At 56.5% G+C, this 19,243-nt stretch carries 23 protein-coding genes, 2 tRNA genes and 1 riboswitch; of the genes, 17 read left to right on the forward strand and 8 right to left on the reverse strand.

Annotated features, from left to right (window positions below):
- Positions 1–130 precede the first annotated feature (130 nt).
- On the reverse strand, positions 131–940 hold the full coding sequence (locus ABJL60_RS06935) for a hypothetical protein (RefSeq protein ID WP_348373653.1): 810 nt from the start codon (positions 938–940) through the stop codon (positions 131–133).
- A 321-nt stretch (positions 941–1,261) separates the two neighbouring features.
- A riboswitch (TPP riboswitch) is annotated at positions 1,262–1,365 on the forward strand.
- A 57-nt stretch (positions 1,366–1,422) separates the two neighbouring features.
- Here ABJL60_RS06935 and thiD point away from each other — a divergent pair.
- The 11 genes from thiD to ABJL60_RS06990 are packed head-to-tail and all read left to right on the forward strand — an operon-like array spanning position 1,423 to position 9,377.
- The gene (gene thiD / locus ABJL60_RS06940) at positions 1,423–2,202 is read left to right on the forward strand and encodes a bifunctional hydroxymethylpyrimidine kinase/phosphomethylpyrimidine kinase (RefSeq protein WP_348373916.1); all 780 of its coding nucleotides are present in this window, start codon (positions 1,423–1,425) and stop codon (positions 2,200–2,202) included.
- Positions 2,199–3,179: an FAD-dependent oxidoreductase gene (locus ABJL60_RS06945; protein WP_348373654.1), complete on the forward strand. Its 981-nt coding sequence runs from the start codon at positions 2,199–2,201 to the stop codon at positions 3,177–3,179. The genes thiD and ABJL60_RS06945 overlap by 4 nt, the downstream gene beginning before the upstream one ends.
- Entirely contained in the window at positions 3,157–3,354 is a 198-nt protein-coding gene (gene thiS, locus ABJL60_RS06950; RefSeq protein WP_348373655.1) for a sulfur carrier protein ThiS, read from the forward strand. The genes ABJL60_RS06945 and thiS overlap by 23 nt, the downstream gene beginning before the upstream one ends.
- A gap of 1 nt (position 3,355) precedes the next feature.
- A complete protein-coding gene (locus ABJL60_RS06955) occupies positions 3,356–4,126 on the forward strand; it encodes a thiazole synthase (protein WP_348373656.1) in 771 nt (256 codons plus the stop codon).
- Entirely contained in the window at positions 4,123–4,719 is a 597-nt protein-coding gene (locus tag ABJL60_RS06960) for a thiamine phosphate synthase (protein WP_348373657.1), read from the forward strand. The genes ABJL60_RS06955 and ABJL60_RS06960 overlap by 4 nt, the downstream gene beginning before the upstream one ends.
- Positions 4,716–5,672 (forward strand): HesA/MoeB/ThiF family protein, encoded by a 957-nt coding sequence (locus ABJL60_RS06965; RefSeq protein ID WP_348373658.1) that lies wholly within the window; start codon positions 4,716–4,718, stop codon positions 5,670–5,672. Before ABJL60_RS06960 ends, ABJL60_RS06965 begins: the two co-directional genes overlap by 4 nt.
- 10 nt (positions 5,673–5,682) lie before the next feature.
- Positions 5,683–6,618 carry an ABC transporter substrate-binding protein gene (locus tag ABJL60_RS06970; RefSeq protein WP_348373659.1) on the forward strand — a complete coding sequence of 312 codons (936 nt, stop codon included), beginning with the start codon at positions 5,683–5,685 and terminating at the stop codon, positions 6,616–6,618.
- Entirely contained in the window at positions 6,615–7,283 is a 669-nt protein-coding gene (gene tenA, locus ABJL60_RS06975) for a thiaminase II (RefSeq protein WP_348373660.1), read from the forward strand. The genes ABJL60_RS06970 and tenA overlap by 4 nt, the downstream gene beginning before the upstream one ends.
- On the forward strand, positions 7,280–7,993 hold the full coding sequence (locus ABJL60_RS06980) for an ABC transporter ATP-binding protein (RefSeq protein ID WP_348373661.1): 714 nt from the start codon (positions 7,280–7,282) through the stop codon (positions 7,991–7,993). The genes tenA and ABJL60_RS06980 overlap by 4 nt, the downstream gene beginning before the upstream one ends.
- Positions 7,990–8,643: a TenA family protein gene (locus ABJL60_RS06985; protein WP_348373662.1), complete on the forward strand. Its 654-nt coding sequence runs from the start codon at positions 7,990–7,992 to the stop codon at positions 8,641–8,643. The genes ABJL60_RS06980 and ABJL60_RS06985 overlap by 4 nt, the downstream gene beginning before the upstream one ends.
- On the forward strand, positions 8,640–9,377 hold the full coding sequence (locus ABJL60_RS06990; protein WP_348318681.1) for an ABC transporter permease: 738 nt from the start codon (positions 8,640–8,642) through the stop codon (positions 9,375–9,377). The genes ABJL60_RS06985 and ABJL60_RS06990 overlap by 4 nt, the downstream gene beginning before the upstream one ends.
- Positions 9,378–9,435: 58 nt before the next feature.
- Here ABJL60_RS06990 and ABJL60_RS06995 read toward each other — a convergent pair whose 3' ends face one another.
- From ABJL60_RS06995 to ABJL60_RS07010, 4 genes are read right to left on the reverse strand one after another with little or no spacing between them, the layout of a single operon-like run.
- Positions 9,436–10,215, reverse strand: a complete 780-nt coding sequence (locus tag ABJL60_RS06995; RefSeq protein WP_348373663.1) for a heme ABC transporter ATP-binding protein — start codon at positions 10,213–10,215, stop codon at positions 9,436–9,438.
- A gap of 1 nt (position 10,216) precedes the next feature.
- Positions 10,217–11,290 (reverse strand): iron ABC transporter permease, encoded by a 1,074-nt coding sequence (locus ABJL60_RS07000; RefSeq protein ID WP_348373664.1) that lies wholly within the window; start codon positions 11,288–11,290, stop codon positions 10,217–10,219.
- Complete coding sequence (locus tag ABJL60_RS07005) at positions 11,287–12,183, reverse strand: ABC transporter substrate-binding protein (protein ID WP_348373665.1); 897 nt, start codon at positions 12,181–12,183, stop codon at positions 11,287–11,289. Before ABJL60_RS07005 ends, ABJL60_RS07000 begins: the two co-directional genes overlap by 4 nt.
- The gene (locus tag ABJL60_RS07010; protein WP_348373666.1) at positions 12,180–13,235 is read right to left on the reverse strand and encodes a ChuX/HutX family heme-like substrate-binding protein; all 1,056 of its coding nucleotides are present in this window, start codon (positions 13,233–13,235) and stop codon (positions 12,180–12,182) included. The genes ABJL60_RS07005 and ABJL60_RS07010 overlap by 4 nt, the downstream gene beginning before the upstream one ends.
- Before the next feature lie 242 nt (positions 13,236–13,477).
- Between ABJL60_RS07010 and ABJL60_RS07015 the strand changes: the two genes are divergently transcribed.
- From ABJL60_RS07015 to ABJL60_RS07040, 6 genes are read left to right on the forward strand one after another with little or no spacing between them, the layout of a single operon-like run.
- On the forward strand, positions 13,478–15,475 hold the full coding sequence (locus ABJL60_RS07015; protein ID WP_348373667.1) for a TonB-dependent receptor: 1,998 nt from the start codon (positions 13,478–13,480) through the stop codon (positions 15,473–15,475).
- 26 nt (positions 15,476–15,501) lie between these two features.
- Positions 15,502–15,930 (forward strand): hypothetical protein, encoded by a 429-nt coding sequence (locus ABJL60_RS07020; protein ID WP_348373668.1) that lies wholly within the window; start codon positions 15,502–15,504, stop codon positions 15,928–15,930.
- Positions 15,931–15,933: 3 nt separating this feature from the next.
- Positions 15,934–16,569, forward strand: a complete 636-nt coding sequence (locus ABJL60_RS07025; RefSeq protein WP_348373669.1) for a MotA/TolQ/ExbB proton channel family protein — start codon at positions 15,934–15,936, stop codon at positions 16,567–16,569.
- Positions 16,559–16,945: a biopolymer transporter ExbD gene (locus tag ABJL60_RS07030; protein ID WP_348373670.1), complete on the forward strand. Its 387-nt coding sequence runs from the start codon at positions 16,559–16,561 to the stop codon at positions 16,943–16,945. Before ABJL60_RS07025 ends, ABJL60_RS07030 begins: the two co-directional genes overlap by 11 nt.
- A complete protein-coding gene (locus ABJL60_RS07035) occupies positions 16,942–17,325 on the forward strand; it encodes a biopolymer transporter ExbD (protein ID WP_348373671.1) in 384 nt (127 codons plus the stop codon). Before ABJL60_RS07030 ends, ABJL60_RS07035 begins: the two co-directional genes overlap by 4 nt.
- Positions 17,322–18,320: a TonB family protein gene (locus ABJL60_RS07040; RefSeq protein WP_348373672.1), complete on the forward strand. Its 999-nt coding sequence runs from the start codon at positions 17,322–17,324 to the stop codon at positions 18,318–18,320. Before ABJL60_RS07035 ends, ABJL60_RS07040 begins: the two co-directional genes overlap by 4 nt.
- A 96-nt stretch (positions 18,321–18,416) precedes the next feature.
- Here ABJL60_RS07040 and ABJL60_RS07045 read toward each other — a convergent pair.
- The 3 genes from ABJL60_RS07045 to ABJL60_RS07055 form a co-directional block, all read right to left on the reverse strand.
- Positions 18,417–18,492 (reverse strand) — tRNA-Val (locus tag ABJL60_RS07045).
- A 42-nt stretch (positions 18,493–18,534) separates the two neighbouring features.
- Positions 18,535–19,107 carry a histidine phosphatase family protein gene (locus ABJL60_RS07050; protein ID WP_348373673.1) on the reverse strand — a complete coding sequence of 191 codons (573 nt, stop codon included), beginning with the start codon at positions 19,105–19,107 and terminating at the stop codon, positions 18,535–18,537.
- A 22-nt stretch (positions 19,108–19,129) separates the two neighbouring features.
- A tRNA-Val gene (locus ABJL60_RS07055) sits at positions 19,130–19,204 on the reverse strand.
- Positions 19,205–19,243: the final 39 nt, after the last annotated feature.

Here is a 19,243-nt window from a genome sequence, read left to right on the forward strand (position 1 = left end):
AACAAGGCTCGTCATGTGCCAAATTACCGCAATGAAATCAAAGGCTGCTTTTTTGCGGTTCGTCAGCCTAACTTGATGCTTTCGTGATTTTGTGCTCTGCCTGCCGGGCCTACCAAACCTCCGCCCAGCTTCAGTTCTTCGGACCAAAAATACCGCGTGCACTGTCTTCATTCGAACGCTTTAAACGCCGATCCGATGCTGTCAACCCTTCGCGTATCTGCGCGTCACTTTCGATCTCTGGCAAGTCCAACTTTTCTCGTGACAGCAAGATCGCCCGTGCACCTGTCGATCCATCAAAGCGGTAAATGTACAATTCGGGCCAATCAAAATGCCCCCCATCGCGCAGATTTTGAATGTCGGCGATAAAGTTGTGGCACTGGTAGTTTTCCATCAACAACACAAAACGGTCCGACAGGTTCACCATATTGGCCAAACCGACGAAATGGCTGACAGCGGTGTGGATATGCATCAAAACCGCCTGACTGTAGACAAAATCCGCCCGAGGCCAATGCCGCGACAACGGCATTGTAATATCTTGCAAAGCTACCGCATCTATCAGTTCTGGGTGCCGGGACATCGCCATATCAAGTTGGGTTTGCCCCCTATCTCCGCCGGTGAAGGCAATCTGGGGAAACAGTGTTTGACCGTTGGCCACGTGATCCCCGCCACCACAGCCCACCTCATGCACTGATTTGGGTTGCAACTGGCCTATGGCTTCCAAAATCAACAAGTGGTTGGGGTGCATATCAGAACCGGACACCGTGACATGGCCAGACGCCGTATCGAAACCCAATTGGTCGTTCTGCGCCACGGCCTGAAATTGAGATTCAATATCTGTCTCAATCCGACGTTTGTAGCTGTCGTCGGTGTAGCTGTTCCAGTCGAAATCATCGTCGTAGAATTTGCGTGACTTGTAAAAAAGGCGTCCCAACAATGACATATGCGCAGTCCCTGACGTTAAAGTTTCGCGCTACTTAGACCAGTTTTTTGTCTGTGTCGTGTATTTTTAGCCGCTTCATTCTTTTTTGGGCCTTCAACCAAAACACGGATGGCACTGACGCTAGGTGATTGGGCGGCTCATGCAATTGACGGTAAAAAACGGTTGGACACTTAAAGCGCGACCTCCCGATGTCTGCGGTTAGAACAGGCCTTTTGCTTCGATCCCCTCCCGCTTTCAAAGCTTAACTTCGGAAAATTCAGGTCAGCGCGTCTGCGATCATTTATCCATTTGACGCGTCTGAACGATCCCTCTAACGATAGGTCACAACTGTTGGGGTGCCCCTATCCGGGCTGAGATGCACAAGCTGCGAACCCATTGAACCTGAACTGGTTAGGACCGGCGGAGGGAACAGCTTGCGGACATCGATTCCGCATTGGCCATTCCTGTTTGCCATCCTGATCCTTGAACCAAGGAACGATGACATGGTGGCAAAAGCGTTAACAATTGCCGGGTCCGATTCCGGTGGCGGAGCTGGCATTCAAGCGGACCTCAAAGCCTTTTCGGCCATGAGTGTTTACGCGGCCTCCGTTGTGACGGCAGTGACTGCACAAAATACCAAAGCGGTTACAGCGATCCATCCAATCCCCGATGACGTCGTTGCCGCGCAGATCAAGGCCGTTTTGGACGACATCCAGATTGACGTGGTCAAGATCGGAATGCTGGGAACACCTTCGCTGATTGCAGCGGTGGCAGATGCGTTGGCGGGTTATGGCGGGCCGATTGTTCTTGATCCCGTAATGGTTGCCAAATCGGGCGACACACTGCTGGCCGACAGCGCGATACACGCGTTAAAGTCTTCGCTGTTCAAACGCGCGACCCTGCTGACCCCAAATATGCCGGAAGCAACAAAACTTGTCGGTGGCGGCAGCACACAATGGCAGGCGAATGCGCTGCTTGAGCTGGGTGTCGGTGCGGTTTTGATGAAAGGCGGGCATGCAGACGGAAAGACCTGCACGGATCATCTTGTCACGAAAGCAGCCACGAAAGAATATGCAGCCCCACGTGTGAACACCGGCAACACCCATGGCACAGGATGTTCCTATGCCTCGGCCATCGCTGCGGGCTTGGCGCAAGGTATGGTTTTGGATGATGCGGTGTCGCGTGCCCATGCGTGGCTGCACAACGCGATTTTGTGCGCGGACGCATTGCATGTCGGGCAAGGTCATGGACCTGTTCACCACTTTCACGCGTTATGGACATGAACGGCCCCTTCACCATCATCGGTGGCGGCGTTTGCGGCCTTGCCATGGCTGCAGAACTTTCGTCACGCGGCGCGACGGTCGCGGTCCTTGATCCCAAAGGGACGCCCGGGGATCATGCCTGTTCTTGGTGGGCCGGCGGCATGCTGGCGCCCGATTGCGAAGGGGTCAGCGCTGAGCCCGAGATCGTGCGCCAAGGCCGTAAAGCCGCCGCATGGTGGGAAAACCAAGGGGCAACCGTCCACAAAAAGGGCACGCTTGTTGCAGCCCTTCATCGTGATCAAAGCGATCTGACAACCTTTGCACGCCGTGCGCCGACCGCAAGATCTTTGTCCAGATCGCAGATCGCCGCGTGTGAACCACATCTGGCGGACCGCTATTCCAAGGCGCTGTTTTTGGCAAATGAGGCGCATCTTGATCCTCGCGCCACCCTAATGGCTTTGCATGCACGGCTCAAACAAAGGGGCGTGCGTTTTGACGGGTCTATTGTGGGGCAAGTGATTGACTGCCGCGGCCTTGCCGCACGGGACACCCTTGCAGATTTGCGCGGCGTGAAAGGCGAAATGCTTGTGGTGCGCTGCCCCGATGTCATACTTTCGCGCCCCGTCCGGCTGCTTCATCCGCGGTTCCCGCTATACATCGTGCCGCGCGGTGATGGGGTTTTCATGCTGGGTGCCACACAGATTGAAACGGGCGAGCGCACCCGCGCCACCCTGCGCTCTGTCATGGAATTGATGAACGCGGCTTACGCCCTGCACCCCGCGTTTGGCGAAGCGGAACTGCTGGAAATCGGCGTCGATGCGCGGCCTGCGTTTCCCGACAACCAGCCCCGCATGCGTCGGATTGGGGATGTGATTTATGTAAATGGCCTGTTTCGGCACGGATTCCTGCTTGCACCTGCATTGGCGCAGATGACGGCGGATCTGGTGATGGACGGCAAAATTCCGGAGGTTTGGTATGAAGATCATCGTGAACGGTGAAACGCAAGAAACGGGCGCATCCACGTTGGCGGCGCTGCTGGACGCCCTTGGACAGGGCGAAGCCAAAGTGGCCACATCCGTAAACGAGGCGTTCGTGCCCAAGCAACAACGCATGGATCAAAGCCTGCATGACGGGGACCGCGTCGAAATCGTTGCCCCCCGACAAGGAGGATAAAATGCCTGTATTCTACGACACCGAAGTGACGTCCCGACTGATGCTGGGCACCGCGCAATACCCCTCGCCTGCAATTCTAGCCGAGGCGTTTCGCCGCTCTGGCGCAGGGATCGCGACAGTGTCTGTGCGCCGCGAAGCAGGTGGCGATCAGGCGGGGCAGGATTTCTGGGCATTGATCCGCGATTTGGGTGTCGCAGTGCTGCCCAACACCGCAAGCTGCCATTCGGTGCGCGAAGCCGTCACCACGGCACAAATGGCGCGGGAATTGTTCGACACAAACTGGATCAAGCTTGAGGTCATTGGCCACGCTGACACCCTGCAACCTGATCCTTTTGGTCTGGTCGATGCAGCGGCACAACTGACCGAGGACGGATTCGAGGTCTTTCCCTATTGCACCGAAGATCTGGTGCTTTGCGAGCGGTTGGTTGAGGTTGGCTGCAAAGTTCTTATGCCATGGGGGGCGCCCATCGGCACAGGTCTGGGTCTCAACAACGTGTACGGGTTGCGCAGTTTGCGGGCCCATTTTCCCGACATTCCGCTGGTCGTCGATGCGGGGCTCGGCCTGCCGTCCCAAGCCGCACACGCGATGGAACTGGGCTATGACGCCGTTTTGTTAAACACCGCCGTTGCAAAAGCAGGTGACCCTGCCGCGATGGCGCAGGCCTTTGCCCTTGCGGTGCAAGCCGGTGCGCTGGCCGCCCGCGCCGATCCGATGGACGCACGCGACATGGCAGCCCCCTCAACCCCCGTCTTTGGAAAGGCCATGCTATGACGTTGCCGCGATTTTACCCGATATTTGACGATGTGGCATGGCTGCGGCGGATGCTGCCCTTGGGGGTCAAGCTGGTGCAGATGCGCCTTAAGGAAAAATCCCAAGACGCACTGCGCATGCAGTTGACCCAAGCCCGTGATCTTTGCGCGGCCCACGGGGCTGTGTTGGTGGTCAATGATCACTGGCAGCTTGCAATCGAGCTGGGTTGCGACTGGGTCCATCTGGGCCAAGAGGATCTTGATGAGGCGGATGTGGCTGCCATCCGTGCCGCCGGTCTCAGGCTTGGTGTCTCGACCCATGACACGGATGAACTGACCCGTGCGCTGGCGTTGAACCCTGACTATGTGGCCCTTGGCCCGATTTATCCGACACTCCTGAAAAAGATGAAATGGCATCAGCAGGGCATTGAGAAACTCAGCCCGTGGAAAGACCGTCTGGGGGATATCCCGCTTGTCGCCATTGGCGGGATGAACACGGCCCGCGCCGCTTTGGCGTTTGAGGCCGGGGCGGATGTGGTTTCGGCGGTGACGGATATTACGCTACATGACGATCCTGAGGGGCGCGTTCGGGCATGGCTTGAGGTCTGCGGATGAGCCGGTACGCCCGCCAAACAGCTGTCTTGGGGGATGGCGCACAAGCCTGCCTTGCCCGCGCTTCGGTGCTTGTCATCGGTGGTGGCGGTTTGGCCGCCCCGGTGATGCAGTATCTCGTGGGTGCGGGTGTGGGACATATCCGAATTGCGGATGCAGATGTCATCAGCCTGTCCAACCTGCACCGTCAGACGCTGTTTCGCACGGCGGACATCGGCCTGCCCAAAGTCGAAGCGATTGCCACCGCAATGGCCGCATTGAACCCCGACACCACCATTGAACCGGTGCCTGAACGCGTCGATCCCGCCAATGTTGCAGCGCTGTGTCAGGGCATGACATTGATCCTTGATTGTGCGGACAGCTTCGCGGTCAGCTATATCGCATCCGATCATTGCCTTGGCACAGGCCAGCCCCTGATCAGCGCCAGCGTGGTGGGGCATGACGGCTATGTTGGCGGTTTTTGCGGCGGCAAACCGGGTTTGCGTGCGGTGTTTCCGGACCTGCCGGACAAGCTTGGATCTTGCGATAGGGATGGCGTACTGGGGCCAAGTGTCGGTGTCATAGGCAGCCTTCAGGCGCAAATGGCAATGGCAATTCTGACAGGCGACATGCGCAGCTTGGGGCAGCTTGTGACCTATGATGCCAAAACGCTGCGGTTTGGCGGGTTCCGCTTTGACACAGCAACCGACCCTGCGCCGGGCCCCGCCTTCATCGCACCGCATGACATCACAGAGGCCGATTTTTTGGTCGACCTGCGCACCCCGAATGAACCGGGCCCGACATTACCGCACGCCACACGCCATGTCGTGTCCGACTTTGGGCCAAATGGCCCCACACCCCACGAAAATCAACGCGCCGTTCTGGCTTGTCGGTCCGGCCTTCGCGCTTGGCAGGCGGCGGACCGGCTTTCACAACACTGGCGGGGCAAGATCAAGCTTGTCGCGCTCGGAGGGTAAGGAGACCCACATGAAACACCTCATCACCGCAGCGGCACTATTGGTCGCGACCCCGGCCTTGGCACAAGACAAGATGACTTTGCTGTTGGACTGGTTCATCAACCCCGATCACGGCCCGATCATCGTGGCCGAGGAGCTGGGCTATTTCGCGGATCAGGGCCTTGAAGTCGAGATCATCGCACCCGCCGACCCGTCCGCCCCGCCGAAACTTGTCGCAGCGGGCAAAGGCGACATTGCCGTCAGCTATCAGCCCAGCCAGCATTTGCACGTGGCCGAAGGGGTGCCGCTGGTGCGTGTGGGCACATTGGTGGCAACACCACTGAACTGCCTTTTGGTTCTGAAAGACGGCCCCATTCAGCAGATCAGCCAATTGAAAGGCGGCACAATCGGCTTCTCTGTAGCCGGCGTCGAAGAGGCCGTTCTAAGCGCGATGTTGGGTCGCCACGGCGTGACCCTGGAGGACGTTGAGATGGTCAATGTAAACTTCTCGCTGAGCCCGTCGTTGATGTCGGGTCAGGTTGACGCGGTCATTGGGGCCTATCGCAATTTCGAGCTGAACCAGATGGAGATCGAAGGCGTCGAGGGGCGCTGTTTCTATGTCGAGGAAGAAGGCGTGCCGACCTATGACGAATTGATTTATGTGGCCAACCCCCACCGAATGGACATAGACCAAACCCGCCGTTTCCTGCGCGCCACCGAACTGGCGACCCAGTACATCGTGAACAATCCCGAAGCGTCCTGGGACCTGTTCAAAGGCTACGCACCGGAACTGGACGACGCACTAAACGCAAAGGCATGGGTTGATACGCTGCCACGTTTTGCGCTGCGCCCCGAAGCACTGGATGAAGGCCGCTACACGCGGTTCGAGGCGTTTCTTGCCGAAAGCGGCTTAATCGAAGGCACGCGCCCCGTTTCAAAAATTGCCATCGATCTGGGTGCAGAATGACCTACGGCCACACGTTTCAAGCTTGGCGGGACAACACCCCCGCTTGGGGTCTCTACACCCGCCACAGGTTTGTGCAGGGCTTGGGGGATGGAACATTGCCGCGCGCCGCATTCCTGCACTACCTCAAGCAGGATTATGTCTTTCTGATCCACTTTTCCCGCGCATGGGCTTTGGCGATCACCAAGGCCGACACGGTTGAGGAAATGCGCTTGGCCGCAGGCACCGTCCACGGGTTGATCAACGAAGAAATCGCCCTGCATATCAAAACCTGCGCAAGGGCCGGAATTGATGAGGCAACGCTTTATGCCACGCAAGAACGGCAGGAAAATCTGGCCTATACCCGCTATGTGCTGGATGCAGGCCATTCCGGTGACTTGGCTGATTTGCTGGCGACCTTGGCCCCATGTGTCATGGGCTACGGTGAAATTGGCGCACATCTGGCCACCACCAAAACCTGCGACACTTACGCCGAATGGATAGGCGCCTATGCCAGCGTAGAATACCAACAGCTTTGCCAAGATGTTGGCGTGCTGATTGACGGGGCGGTCGCGCGGCGCATTGGTGATCGTACGGATGCCAGTCCGCGTTGGGCCAGCCTTCAGGCGCGGTTTGCAATGGCCACACAGCTGGAGATCGGGTTCTGGGACATGGGGCTTGACCCGTGAACCAGCCGTTGCGTCAGTTTTCACGGATTGCGGGGTCGGCCTCCATCGACGGGGTGTCGATTTTTTCCGATCTCGACCTGACCCTGAAACCGCACAGCTGGACCTGCCTGTTGGGGGCAAGTGGCGTTGGCAAATCCACGGTGCTACGCCTGTTTGCAGGACTGGCTGAAGGGGTCCGTTTTACCGGAGACCTGCGCGTTCCCGACCGCGTCGCTATGATGGCGCAGCAGGATTTACTGATGCCTTGGCTGAGTGTTTTGGACAATGTCCTGCTTGGTGCGCGGCTAAGGGGTGTGCGCCCCGACACTGATCTTGCACACGATAGGCTGGCCCAGGTCGGATTGGCAGATCATGCAGACAAAGGGCCATCCGCCCTGTCGGGTGGTCAACGCCAACGCGTGGCCTTGGCGCGCACATTGATGGAAGACCGCGCGGTTGTGTTGCTGGATGAACCGTTCTCGGCGCTCGACGCGATGACCCGCGCCCAGATGCAAGACCTCACCGCGAAACTGTTGTGTGACCGCACGGTGCTGTTGGTCACCCATGATCCCAATGAAGCTGCCCGTTTGGGCGAGACCATCGCGATTATGACGCCAACCGGGCTTGTCGACATCATCGCCCCGACCACCCCCATTCCACGCGATCTGCATGCGGCGGAAGTGCTGCGCACGCAGGCCAACCTTTTTGACCATCTTCGGAGACCGGCATGAGCGCCACACATCACTTGCAATCGCTTGTCGCCAAGGATTGGCACGCGGCCACCCATCACGCCTTTACCAATGCCTTGGCCGACGGGACCCTAAGCCGCGCCAGGATGGCGGGTTATCTGCAACAGGATTACCAATTCATCGAAAGCTTTGTGCGTCTGATGGCATCTGCCTTAGCCCATGCGCCCAGTTTGGCAGATGCTGTGCCAGGCGCACGGTTTCTGGGGCAGATCTGCGGCGCAGAAAACACCTATTTCCTAAGGTCGTTTCAAGCTCTTGATGTGTCACAAACCGCGCCGCCGGCACCCGAGACGACCGCGTTTCAGCAGCTTATGGATCAGGCGCGCCACTCGGGGCGCTATGAGATCATGCTGTCGGTGCTGGTGGTGGCGGAATGGATTTACCTTGATTGGGCCACTCCGTTCGAAGGCCGTGCAGATGACTTGCCGTTTTGGCTGGGGGAATGGATTTCGCTGCATTCTGGCAAAGATTTTTCACAGGTTGTGGCCTATCTGCGTGATCAACTGGATCTTGTTTGGGAAACCTTGGACAACGACGCCCGCGCACAGGTCACCGCAACTTTTACACAAGCGGTGCGGTTGGAGCGCGCGTTCTTTGATGCCTCTTGGGCTGGCTTTGCGGTCGCAAAGTGACCGGCTGGCGGGCCGGGATAGCGGCGACATGTTTAATGGTGGCGCTTTGGCAAACAGTGATCTGGACCACGGGTGTCGCCCGTTTCATTTTGCCGCCGCCTGCCCTAGTGGCGCAAACCATCTGGAGCAGCCGTGCGCTTTTGGCGGAACATGCTGTCATCACCATGGCCGAAGTCCTTTTGGGCCTTGTCTTGGGGGCCGCACTTGGGTTCGTATCAGCCATCGGGCTGGTCGCATCACCAACGGCACGCGCACTGGTGCGGCCCATCTTGGTATTTAGCCAAGCCGTCCCGGTTTTTGCTTTGGCACCGATTTTGACCCTTTGGCTGGGTTTTGGCCTGTGGTCCAAAGTCACAATGGCCCTGATCATCATCTATTTTCCGGTGACGTCATCCTTCTTTGACGCCCTCATGCGGACAAACCGCGACTGGATCGGTCTGGCGAAAGTCATGGGCGCAAATTCCATGCGCATCATGTGGCATATCCGGGTTCCTGCGGCCCTGCCCGGCTTTGCATCGGGTCTGCGGCTGGCGGCGGTTTACGCCCCCATCGGCGCGATCATTGGCGAATGGGTCGGGGCCTCAAAGGGTTTGGGTTATCTGATGCTTTTGGCCAATGGCCGCGCCAAGACGGACCTGATGTTTGCCGCCTTGATCGTACTTGCCATTCTGACAATCCTGCTGCACGCGGCGGTGAACATTCTGTGTGAAAAGACCCTAGACCGGCCCGAATAGTTTTGGTTGGCGCAGGTTGAAAACCGATCTCGGCCTGACACGCTTAAGCCCATAAAAACTACTTATGTTCAACAGCTTGCGGCAAGACATACCAACCATCCTGTTTGGGGGGCAAGCACGTCCGGATTTCGCTTTGGTAAGAGGTGGACAAAAGACGATCCGTCAGGATGTCAGCGGGCGCACCTTGGCCCGTTATCCGGCCATCATTCATCAGCACAACGGTTTGCGCGAACATCGCGCTGAGGTTTAAGTCATGCATAACCGCAATGACGCCGCCGCCCGCCTTGGCAAAGTCCTGTGCGATTTGCATCACCATCAATTGATGCCCGATATCAAGGCTTGAAACAGGTTCATCCAGGAACAACCATCGGGGCGTTCCGTTCTCGACAGGGTGCCAGACTTGACACAACACACGGGCAAGCTGGACACGCTGTTGTTCACCACCCGAAAGTTCCTGATAGTAACGCGTTTCAAAGCCAGCCAGCCCCACACAGTGCAGAGCTGTGACAGCCAATTGCTTGTGTGTCGCGGACCGTGTTTGCAACCCCATGCGCACCACTTCGATGGCCTGAAAGGGGAAAGACAAAGTCGTGGCTTGGGATAGAACGGCGCGGTGACTTGCAAGCTGCCACGCAGGTGTTTTTGAAATGTCATGCGTGTTCAATTCAATTGAACCGTTGTAGGGTACTTCTGCTGTTAATGCGCGCAACAAGGTTGTCTTGCCTGAACCGTTGGGGCCTACAATTGCTGTAATTTCAGCGGGTTGCGCTGTGAAATTCAAGTTCTGTATGATCGTTTTCGCGCCATATTGCACACAAAGATTTTTGGCTGTCAGCATGTCAAATATCCACCAAGCCGCGTTTGCGCAGCAGTATCCAAAGAAATACAGGCGCGCCCATCACAGCTGTTATGATGCCAATTGGCAATTCTGCCGGGGCCACAATGACACGGGCCACCATATCAGCCCCAAGCAACAAGGAAGCGCCCAAAAGACCGGAGTTTATCAAGAGGCTGCGGTGATCGGGACCTATCGCCAGCCGCAACACATGCGGCACAACGATGCCGATAAATCCAATACCACCCGAGATCGCCACTGCAGCGCCGGTCGCTGCGGAGACCGAAAAGATTGCGGTATTTTTGACCCGCTCGACAGGCAGCCCCATGTGGTGCGCCGTGGCTTCGCCCATTGCCAGCCCGTTCAGGCCCCGCCCCAATGTGCAGGCGATTACGATCGAAACCACGATGATGGGGCCAGCCACGCTGACCTTGATCCAAGAAGCACCGGACAGCGACCCAAGGGACCAAAAGGTCAGCTCGCGCAGCTGCAAATCGTCAGCGAGATAAACCAAAACCCCGCTCAGTGCACCAAACAATGCGCTTAGGGCGATCCCCGCAAGCAGCATTGTGGCAACCGACGTGCGCCCAGAGCGTGTAGACACCTTATACAGCACCATCATAGACACCCAGGCACCAACGAAAGCCGCGATGGGCAGTAAACCGTTGCCTGCTATCCCAAGGATGCCTGCAGGCAGGCTTGCCCCGAGAACAATGACACCGATGGCACCCAACGATGCCCCCGTGCTGACGCCCAACAATCCCGGATCCGCCAGTGGATTACGAAACAGCCCTTGCATGACCGCACCGGACACAGCAAGGGACGCGCCGACGCACACCCCCATGACCATCCGCGGTGCACGGATGTCACGTAATACGACCTGTTCGGTCAAGGTAAGCGTTTCACCTTTAACGAGCTTCAACAATGCCCCCCACAAGGATGTGCCAGATGCCCCGACAGCCAGACTTGCGATGCAGGTCAGCACCAAAAGAAGACCCAACCAAAGATGTGCCCGTTGTGCGGTGGCGTGCCTGTCTGCAATAGGCATTGCCTGCGATGACGCGTCGGTGATGGTCATAAGCTTGATGATCTCAACGCAGAGTTCAGCATTTTAACCGCCTCAGGCGTGCGCGGGCCAAACCCCAGCAAAAGCAACCCGTTCATCCGCACCAACGCCCCGTTTTGCGCGGCAGGCGTCGCGATCAAAGAGGGCATCGCAAACAAGTCGTCCAATGTGCTGGAATGATCACCGTCGCGGTCCATCATCAAGATCACATCGGGCGCTGCTGCGGAAATAGCTTCGGCTGTGACTTGCTTGTATCCTTCAAAACTGCTGATCGCGTTTTGACCGCCAGCCATTTGGATGATGCTGTGCGCCGCTGTGCCGCTGCCGGATGCGGTGATGCGGCCACCTTGTGTGCTCAGGACAAACAAAACCGTTTTGGGCGCTTCGAATTGGGACGCCACCGTCGCTTCGACGGCCTCGATGTCTGCTTTGGTCTGTTTGGCCAAAACTGCGGCTTTTTCCGGCACATGCAGGGCGTTGCCCACTGCCAGAATTTTCGCCACCACCCCGTCTTTGGAATAGGCATCGGGAATGGTGATCATGGGAATTGCAGCCTCTGACAGCACCTCTATCGTTTCGGGGGGGCCTGCACCGTCTTCGGTAATGATCAATGTGGGTTGCACGCTCAGCACACCCTCGGAGGCAAGCGCACGAATATAGCCAACATCAGGCAATTGTGTTGCGGCCTCAGGGTAAAGGGATGTGGTGTCGCGGGCGACCAGTCGGTCCTCTTCACCAAGCGCATAGACGATCTCGGTCACGGATCCGCCGATCGACAAAATTCGGTCGGCGGGTTCTGCGTTCAAAAAGCGGGGCGCGATTACAAGGATCACGGCCATCCCGACAAGCCATAGGGGCGCGGACCAATGTGATCCACGCGCATTGGAAATCTGGGGCAACATCATTGCGCGGCCTCCAAGACCAACCCGTCAAGGTTTTCCACGATACCGCGCCATTCAGGGCGGCTGTCGCGCCATTCTTTTGACAGGCCAAATATTTGAAAAATAAGCATCCCGTCGGCATCGAACGCTTCGACCGACACAGCCGGGCCGCGTTGGGTCGGTTTTTCGACGGCCCAGACCTCGGTGGCATGATCCAGACGCAGATGCAGATTGAACCGTTGATCAAGCACGTTTTGCCAAGGCCCCATCGGTTTGAGAGTTTCAAGCGGACCCGTGTGGATTTGAATGCAACCGCGATTGCCAACAAACAGCATGATTTCGATGCCACTTGATTGGACGGCACGCAGCATTTGATCGACGGCGCTTGGCGCCAAAGCCCGCACAAAAGGTGCGCCCGCGATGCGGTAGGCCCCAAGGCGGTTCATCTTCAATTTCGATGTCAGGCGCATGAATTGGTGCGTGTCAGTCATCGCGGACCATTCCTTGCGCAAGATATCAAGCTTGGCGTCATTCGCTTTGGCAGGTTCGGTGGGTGTGCGGGGGCTGACGTCAATTGTTTGGGTCTGGTCAGGCAGCGCGATCTGGCGTTTGGCTTCGTTCCATTGATCCAGGTTTGCGTCGTCACGCATAAAGATTTTATGGACCGCGTCCCCTGCCCCGTCAAAGACCTGTAAAGACCGACGCACACCGTCGTCTGTTTCTTTTTCAACCATGAAAGCGTGCCGCCAATGGCTTGGGAAAATGCGCAAGTCGATGTCTTCGGTCAGCACCATCGCGGCATGCTGGCCTGTGTGGTAGTTTTCGTAAATACCAACTTTTTCATGCACACAGGACGCATTTCGGGTCAAAGCCATGACCTCGCCCAGTGTCGTGGCGGCATGCATCACCTGATCGGGGTGCGATATGATCTGGGTGGCGGTGATGCCAACATAGGCCGCGATCAGCTGTGCTTCGGAAATGCCAAGTTTGGTGGCAACGTCGCGTTCGCGCATCTTTGTATTGTCGGCGTGGAATGTACGGATTTCTTGAGGTGTTGGGACAGTGTGCATGACCATGTCATCCCTTGTGTTGAAGTGGCTACCTAAGAAGTGGCTGCATCCAAACAAGGCGGACGTGGCTGTTGCGCAGGTTCAATTTCGGTATTGCGAACCCGCGCAAAACTATTGTTGACAATTTTAGTATACTTTTTTAGATGGACGCAAGAGGCAAGCGTTGAACTTGCCCAAAAAAGATCAGACCAACCACGCCAGCACCCTGCAAGCACCGGTTTTAGCCAATGTTTTGCAAGGGGACTGCAATGTTCAACCTATCCAAGCGCGCCCAATTGTGCGCAACCACCGCACTGGTCGCTTTTGTCAACATGACGCACAGCGCTTATGCGCAACAAACCGAAGACGAAGATATTCTAGGAACCATCGTTCTTGGCGAAAGCAAGCGCGAGGTCCAAACCGACACAGCGGTCCCATCGACTGTTGTGGATCAAGAGGAAATTGAAGATCGCCAAGCGGGAACAGTTGCCGAACTGATTGATACGGTTCCCGGTGTCACCCTTGTGAACGGGTCCACAGCGGCCGGGTCAGGCATTAATATTCGCGGCTACGGCGCAAACAGCACCTTTGGCACTGACCAAAAGGTCTTGATCCAAATCGACGGCGCCACAAAGGGCAGCGAAGAACTGTACCGGATTGGTACTCAACTTTACACAGATCCCTACCTTTACAAACAAGTCGAGGTTTTGCGTGGTACCATCGGATCGTTTGAATACGGGTCCGGCGTGTTTGGCGGGGTCGTTCTGCTTGAAACCATCGATGCATCCGATTTGACGGGCGGTGAGATTGGATTTACGGGCCGTCAAACGCTGGAATTCACATCCAACGGCAACGGGTTGTCCAGTTCAACGACCTTGGCATGGCAGCCAAGCACCGACCTTGAATTCCTGTTCAACTACACCCGCCGCATGCTGGACACGCGCGAAGACGGGAACGGTGTAGACATCAATCCATTGGCGGGTGACATCAACGATCCATCCTACCTGCTGAAAGCCAAATACACATTCGGCGCCAATCGCGACCAGTCCGTGACGTTCAGCTACGCGAAAACCCAACAAGAACAGTTCGATGTGCCCTACGACACATTCGGGACAACGGCCTTTGGCAACGTGGATCGTCTGATCGAAAACGAAGTCGCAACCCTGCGCTACAACTTTGATCCGGCGGACCGTGACTGGCTGAACCTGACCGCCGAACTGACCTACTCAGACGAGCTGGTTCTCAGCGAAGCTATTGCAGGCCCGAACCCCTTGCTGGATGCGGACAACCGCTATCAGACAACCTCGTTCCGTATCAAAAATACGGCACTTTTCGGCACCGGTGCGATTGATCATGAGTTGCGCGCCGGTGTTGAATTTATTCACCGCAAGCGACAAGACGAAACTGCGGGCTCTGCGCCGGGCGGTACAAAAGAAACTGTTGCTTTGTTTGTCGTCGACGAAATGCAAATTGGCGAACGCTGGACCATCACGCCAGCGCTGCGCTATGAAAACCAAACGATCACCGAGGACCCCGCCAATGGCACGGCACGGTTTGACAAAGACGGGCTGATGGGCGGAGTTTCCGCGCGGTATGCTTTCGCGGATGGATGGGCCGTGTTTGGGTCAGCCGCTTACACAGAAAACCTGCCCATTGTTGATGACATCAACAACGCAACGCTGATCAACCAGTCGGAACGTGGAAGCACCTATGAAATTGGCGTTTCCTTTGATCGCGCAGACGTATTTGCGGGCGGCGACCAGCTGGCGTTCAAGCTGAACTACTACAGCACCCGCCTTTGGGATTTGACGACCTACCGCAGCTTTGCCCCCGGTGGTTCGACCGTTTCAATTGAACGCGACGGGATCGAACTGGAAGCGGCCTACGCCATGGCGAACGGGTTTTACATGGATGCCAACGCCCATATCTCAAATGGCCAAGCCACCATCGAAACAGGTGCGGTCAGCGATTGGGCACAAAACCCGCAAGACACGCTGCGACTGACCGTTGGCAAAAAATTTGGCGAAGAACTGGACGTCAGCTGGGAAATAGAAGCCGCCAAGCGATACGACGAAGGCGGCACAGTTTCCCCGGGATATGGCGTGCACAACTTGCGAGCCACCTACGCGCCGCAACAGGGTGTCTTGCGTGGAACCGAAATTCGGATCGGCATCGAGAACGTGATGGACAAAGCCTATCAGCCGCGGCTGTCGACCCGCAATGCAACGGGCCGCAACTTCAAAGTCAGCTTGTCCAAAACCTTCTGATCACGCTTCTTTTGAAAGGAAACATCATGCAGCCAATGCGCCACATTTTTTGTGTCTTAACAGGTCTCGCAGTCCTTTGGGGGGCGGCGGGATCTGCGGGTACCACCAAAGGCATTTCTATGGAATTGAACGCCGCTGATCTCGTGGGCGAAGCCTGCCGCGTCACTTTTGTCGTCACAAATCAGACAGACACGCCTGTCGACAAAGCGATCTACGAGACCGTTTTGTTTTCCAAAGAAAGAGGCGTGCTGATGTTGACCCTGTTCGATTTCGGCGCGTTGCCCACCGGCGTCCCGCGTGTGCGGCAGTTTCAGGTCAAGGATACATCGTGCAGCCGCATCGGCATGGTTTTGATCAATGGCGCCAATACCTGCACCGTGGCTGGTGATCCGAACGACATTTGTGGATCGGGTTTGGGCACATCAAGCCGTATCGATATCGAGCTTAAAGGATAAGACATGTTTGACCTTGATCGCATCATTGGCATCTACGAATTGGGCGGGCCGGTGGTCGCCGTCCTTGTTGGTGTTTCGGTGCTGACCTTTGCGGTCGTGCTGTACAAGCTGTGGCAGTTTCGAATGGCCCGCGTGGGGCAGCACAACGCCATTCGTACAGCCCTTGAACATTGGGACGCAGGCAAGAACCAAGATGCGGCCACCGCGTTGCACGTCTCAAAAAGCTATCTGGCGCCCATCGTCGCACAAGCCATGAACGCGCCCGACACCCAAGACGTCTCGTCACGGATGGAGGCAGAAGCCGAAGCGCGTTTTTTGAAGCTGGAACGAGGGTTTCGTTTTCTGGATACGGTTGCCCAGCTGGCCCCATTGCTGGGTTTGTTTGGCACCGTGCTTGGCATGATCGAAGCTTTCCAAGCCCTTCAGGATGCAGGGTCGTCGGTTGATCCATCGCTGCTGGCGGGGGGGATCTGGGTGGCTTTGCTAACAACAGCCGTGGGGCTGGCCGTTGCCATGCCCACCTCAGTCGTTTTGTCGTGGTTCGAGGCGCGAATGACCGCAGAACGTGTTTTCGCTGATCAGGCGCTAAATACCATCCACACACCAAACACCTACAGGCCACTGACCCATGCCGCTTAAAGCCGAAAGACGGCGACGCAAGCTGTCGATGACGTCGCTGATCGACGTGATCTTTTTGCTGTTGCTGTTCTTTATGCTGTCCTCGACATTTTCACGTTTCTCAGAGGTCGAATTGCAAGCGGCCAGTGGCAGTGCAAACCGGAACGCAGACACCAACCTCGCCTTTCTGCGGGTCAACGCAAACACACTGTCTTTGAACGGGCGCACCATTATGCCGTCGGATTTGAATACGGCCGTCAAAACACTGCATCTGGTCGACCCGATCGTGTTGCTGGTGAATGTCGATGACAGCGTGTCTGCGCAACAATTGGCCGATGTCTTGGTGTCGGTGCGCGGTATTCCGAACCTTCCGGTCAGTGTCATGGGGGCGTCATGATACACCGTCCAAGCATCCGAAAAGAACGCGAACCCACAATCGCCTTGATCAACATCGTCTTTTTGATGCTGATTTTCTTCATGGTCGCGGGCACGCTTTCAGCCCCGAAAAATTCGAACGTAACGTTGGTGAAAACGCAAGATCTTGAAGGGGCCGAACCTAGCCACGCGCTTGTCATCATGGAAGATGGGCGCTTGATGCATCTTGGAAAGCCAACTGATGTCAGTGGTTTTCTTGCAGCCACGCAAAGCCCGATGGGAACGGCACGGATCATGCCGGATCAAAACACACCTGCGTTACGTATGATCACGATCGCACGCCAGTTGCGCGCGGCAGGCGCACAACGCGTCGTGATCCTGTCAGAGAAAGCACGACAATGATCCGTCGTTCCGAAATCCGTCGTTCCAAAATTCGTCGTTCCAAATTCGTCGCAGCGGCTTTGCTATTTGCGTCCGCAGTCGCCCACGCATCGGTTCTAAGCATAAATTCATCTGCAACGCAGCCCGCGCTTGCAGGCGGTGCTGCGACCAGCGTCACGCAACTTGGCAACAGTTTTCAAGACATGTCCGTTGGGACTATGACCGCGCAAGCGCCCCAAATCCACACCCAAGACATTTCCCGCACGGTTCAATCAAGAGACACACCAGCCACGTCGACCGATGCACTGGAAACAACCCAAACGACGGCCACAGAAAGCGTTCAGTTGTCGGTTGCAGCCATGGTTTCACCAAAAGCAAGCGTTCTGAAACCGGTCCAGCAGGTCGAAACAATTGCTGTGAGCCCTCAAGCCGTTTCAGTGCCAGTTACGGTACCAGTAATCGTGACAGCGCAAACCCCGCCTGCCCTTGAAAAACCGATCCAAAAAGCTTTGCCACAGATCACAGAGACAACTCCACGAGTGTCACGCCGACCAGCGGTGCGGCCAAAGTCTTTGGACGTTGCAAAGGCCCACGCACCTCAAAAGAAACCAACACAATCAGTTCAAGACACACCGAAGCCTCAACGCGGCAACGCAGATAGAAATGCCCGTGCCGGCGTCACGCAAGGTCAGGCCAAAGCGAAGGCCGCCGTTGCTGCACCCCGTCAGGCAACAGCAAATACCAAAGCCGCAAATGCAGCTGTTTCAAATTATCCCGGTCTTGTGATGCGACGGCTCGCACGACAAAAGCGCCCGCGTGCCGCAACAAAGGGGACTGCGATTGTTTCATTTTCAATTGTCGATTCTGGCGCGGTAAACCGCGCAACGATTGCACAAAGCTCGGGATCACCGCAGCTAGACAGAGACGCAGTTGCACTTGTTCGCCGCGCGGCACCTTTCCCGGCACCGCCAAAAGGCGCAAAACGTGCATTTAAGGTCCGCATCAAAGGACGTTAGCGGATGAATTCAGCAGCCTAATTGCGCGGTTCTACGAACTACGAGACCGAAATCGCCCACAATAGGCGCGTGAAGGTATATTTTCATGTGGGTAAATGGTGGGTCGTGAGAGGCTCGAACTCCCGACATCTTCGGTGTAAACGAAGCGCTCTACCAACTGAGCTAACGACCCGGTAAGGCGGTGTTTAGCCAAAGATTTTGGCAGACGCAAGCCTCAAGATAAACGTTTTTGCACACCATCTTTCAAATGATAGACAACGCCTTGTCCGCCAGGCATTTGCGCCATGCCAGCAAGGCCCAATCCCAATACTGTCGCCCGCAAAACACGCGATGTTATACCATGTGTGACCATCACAGTCGGCCCCGACAGGTCCGACAGCAAGGCCTTGCAACGCTGTTCCAATGCTGCGAATCCCTCACCGCCTGGCGCAAGTTCGTAAAGCTCCAGTGCGCCATCGGGCGTGTCTTCAAATTGATCAGGCGGCGCCAGTTCCGACCGGATGCGTCCAGCCCATTCCCCGACACCGATTTCCATAAGCCGCTTGTCAGTATGAATATGATCGACCCGTCCAGCCAAGGCCAAAGCCGCAGTTTGAAACGCACGGCCTTGTGGACTACTTAAGATCGAAAAACCTTTCAGATCAATGCCTTGAAATATCTGTCCCTGTCGGCGTGCTTGTTCAACACCCAAATCGGTCAAAGGAGAATTCAGCGTTCCCTGCATCCGGTTTTGCGCATTCCATTCGGTTTCACCGTGGCGCAGGACATATAGTTCAGGGAAGTTCATGGCAGAATCCAAAATGGAAAAATGGTGGGTGATAAGAGATTTGAACTCCTGACATCTTCGATGTGAACGAAGCGCTCTACCACTGAGCTAATCACCCGACCGTTCCGGTCGGTTCGCGTTTAGTCAAAAGAATACA

This window comes from Ascidiaceihabitans sp. (assembly GCF_039986515.1).
Lineage (GTDB): Bacteria > Pseudomonadota > Alphaproteobacteria > Rhodobacterales > Rhodobacteraceae > Ascidiaceihabitans.

Bases quoted from the DNA above. Each gene is read 5' to 3' on its own strand.
- ABJL60_RS06935 (WP_348373653.1), bottom strand. From the start codon at position 940: ATGTCATTGTTGGGACGCCTTTTTTACAAGTCACGCAAATTCTACGAC.
- thiD (WP_348373916.1), top strand. From the start codon at position 1,423: ATGGTGGCAAAAGCGTTAACAATTGCCGGGTCCGATTCCGGTGGCGGA.
- ABJL60_RS06945 (WP_348373654.1), top strand. From the start codon at position 2,199: ATGAACGGCCCCTTCACCATCATCGGTGGCGGCGTTTGCGGCCTTGCC.
- thiS (WP_348373655.1), top strand. From the start codon at position 3,157: ATGAAGATCATCGTGAACGGTGAAACGCAAGAAACGGGCGCATCCACG.
- ABJL60_RS06955 (WP_348373656.1), top strand. From the start codon at position 3,356: ATGCCTGTATTCTACGACACCGAAGTGACGTCCCGACTGATGCTGGGC.
- ABJL60_RS06960 (WP_348373657.1), top strand. From the start codon at position 4,123: ATGACGTTGCCGCGATTTTACCCGATATTTGACGATGTGGCATGGCTG.
- ABJL60_RS06965 (WP_348373658.1), top strand. From the start codon at position 4,716: ATGAGCCGGTACGCCCGCCAAACAGCTGTCTTGGGGGATGGCGCACAA.
- ABJL60_RS06970 (WP_348373659.1), top strand. From the start codon at position 5,683: ATGAAACACCTCATCACCGCAGCGGCACTATTGGTCGCGACCCCGGCC.
- tenA (WP_348373660.1), top strand. From the start codon at position 6,615: ATGACCTACGGCCACACGTTTCAAGCTTGGCGGGACAACACCCCCGCT.
- ABJL60_RS06985 (WP_348373662.1), top strand. From the start codon at position 7,990: ATGAGCGCCACACATCACTTGCAATCGCTTGTCGCCAAGGATTGGCAC.
- ABJL60_RS06995 (WP_348373663.1), bottom strand. From the start codon at position 10,215: ATGCTGACAGCCAAAAATCTTTGTGTGCAATATGGCGCGAAAACGATC.
- ABJL60_RS07000 (WP_348373664.1), bottom strand. From the start codon at position 11,290: ATGACCATCACCGACGCGTCATCGCAGGCAATGCCTATTGCAGACAGG.
- ABJL60_RS07005 (WP_348373665.1), bottom strand. From the start codon at position 12,183: ATGATGTTGCCCCAGATTTCCAATGCGCGTGGATCACATTGGTCCGCG.
- ABJL60_RS07010 (WP_348373666.1), bottom strand. From the start codon at position 13,235: ATGGTCATGCACACTGTCCCAACACCTCAAGAAATCCGTACATTCCAC.
- ABJL60_RS07015 (WP_348373667.1), top strand. From the start codon at position 13,478: ATGTTCAACCTATCCAAGCGCGCCCAATTGTGCGCAACCACCGCACTG.
- ABJL60_RS07020 (WP_348373668.1), top strand. From the start codon at position 15,502: ATGCAGCCAATGCGCCACATTTTTTGTGTCTTAACAGGTCTCGCAGTC.
- ABJL60_RS07025 (WP_348373669.1), top strand. From the start codon at position 15,934: ATGTTTGACCTTGATCGCATCATTGGCATCTACGAATTGGGCGGGCCG.
- ABJL60_RS07030 (WP_348373670.1), top strand. From the start codon at position 16,559: ATGCCGCTTAAAGCCGAAAGACGGCGACGCAAGCTGTCGATGACGTCG.
- ABJL60_RS07035 (WP_348373671.1), top strand. From the start codon at position 16,942: ATGATACACCGTCCAAGCATCCGAAAAGAACGCGAACCCACAATCGCC.
- ABJL60_RS07040 (WP_348373672.1), top strand. From the start codon at position 17,322: ATGATCCGTCGTTCCGAAATCCGTCGTTCCAAAATTCGTCGTTCCAAA.
- ABJL60_RS07050 (WP_348373673.1), bottom strand. From the start codon at position 19,107: ATGAACTTCCCTGAACTATATGTCCTGCGCCACGGTGAAACCGAATGG.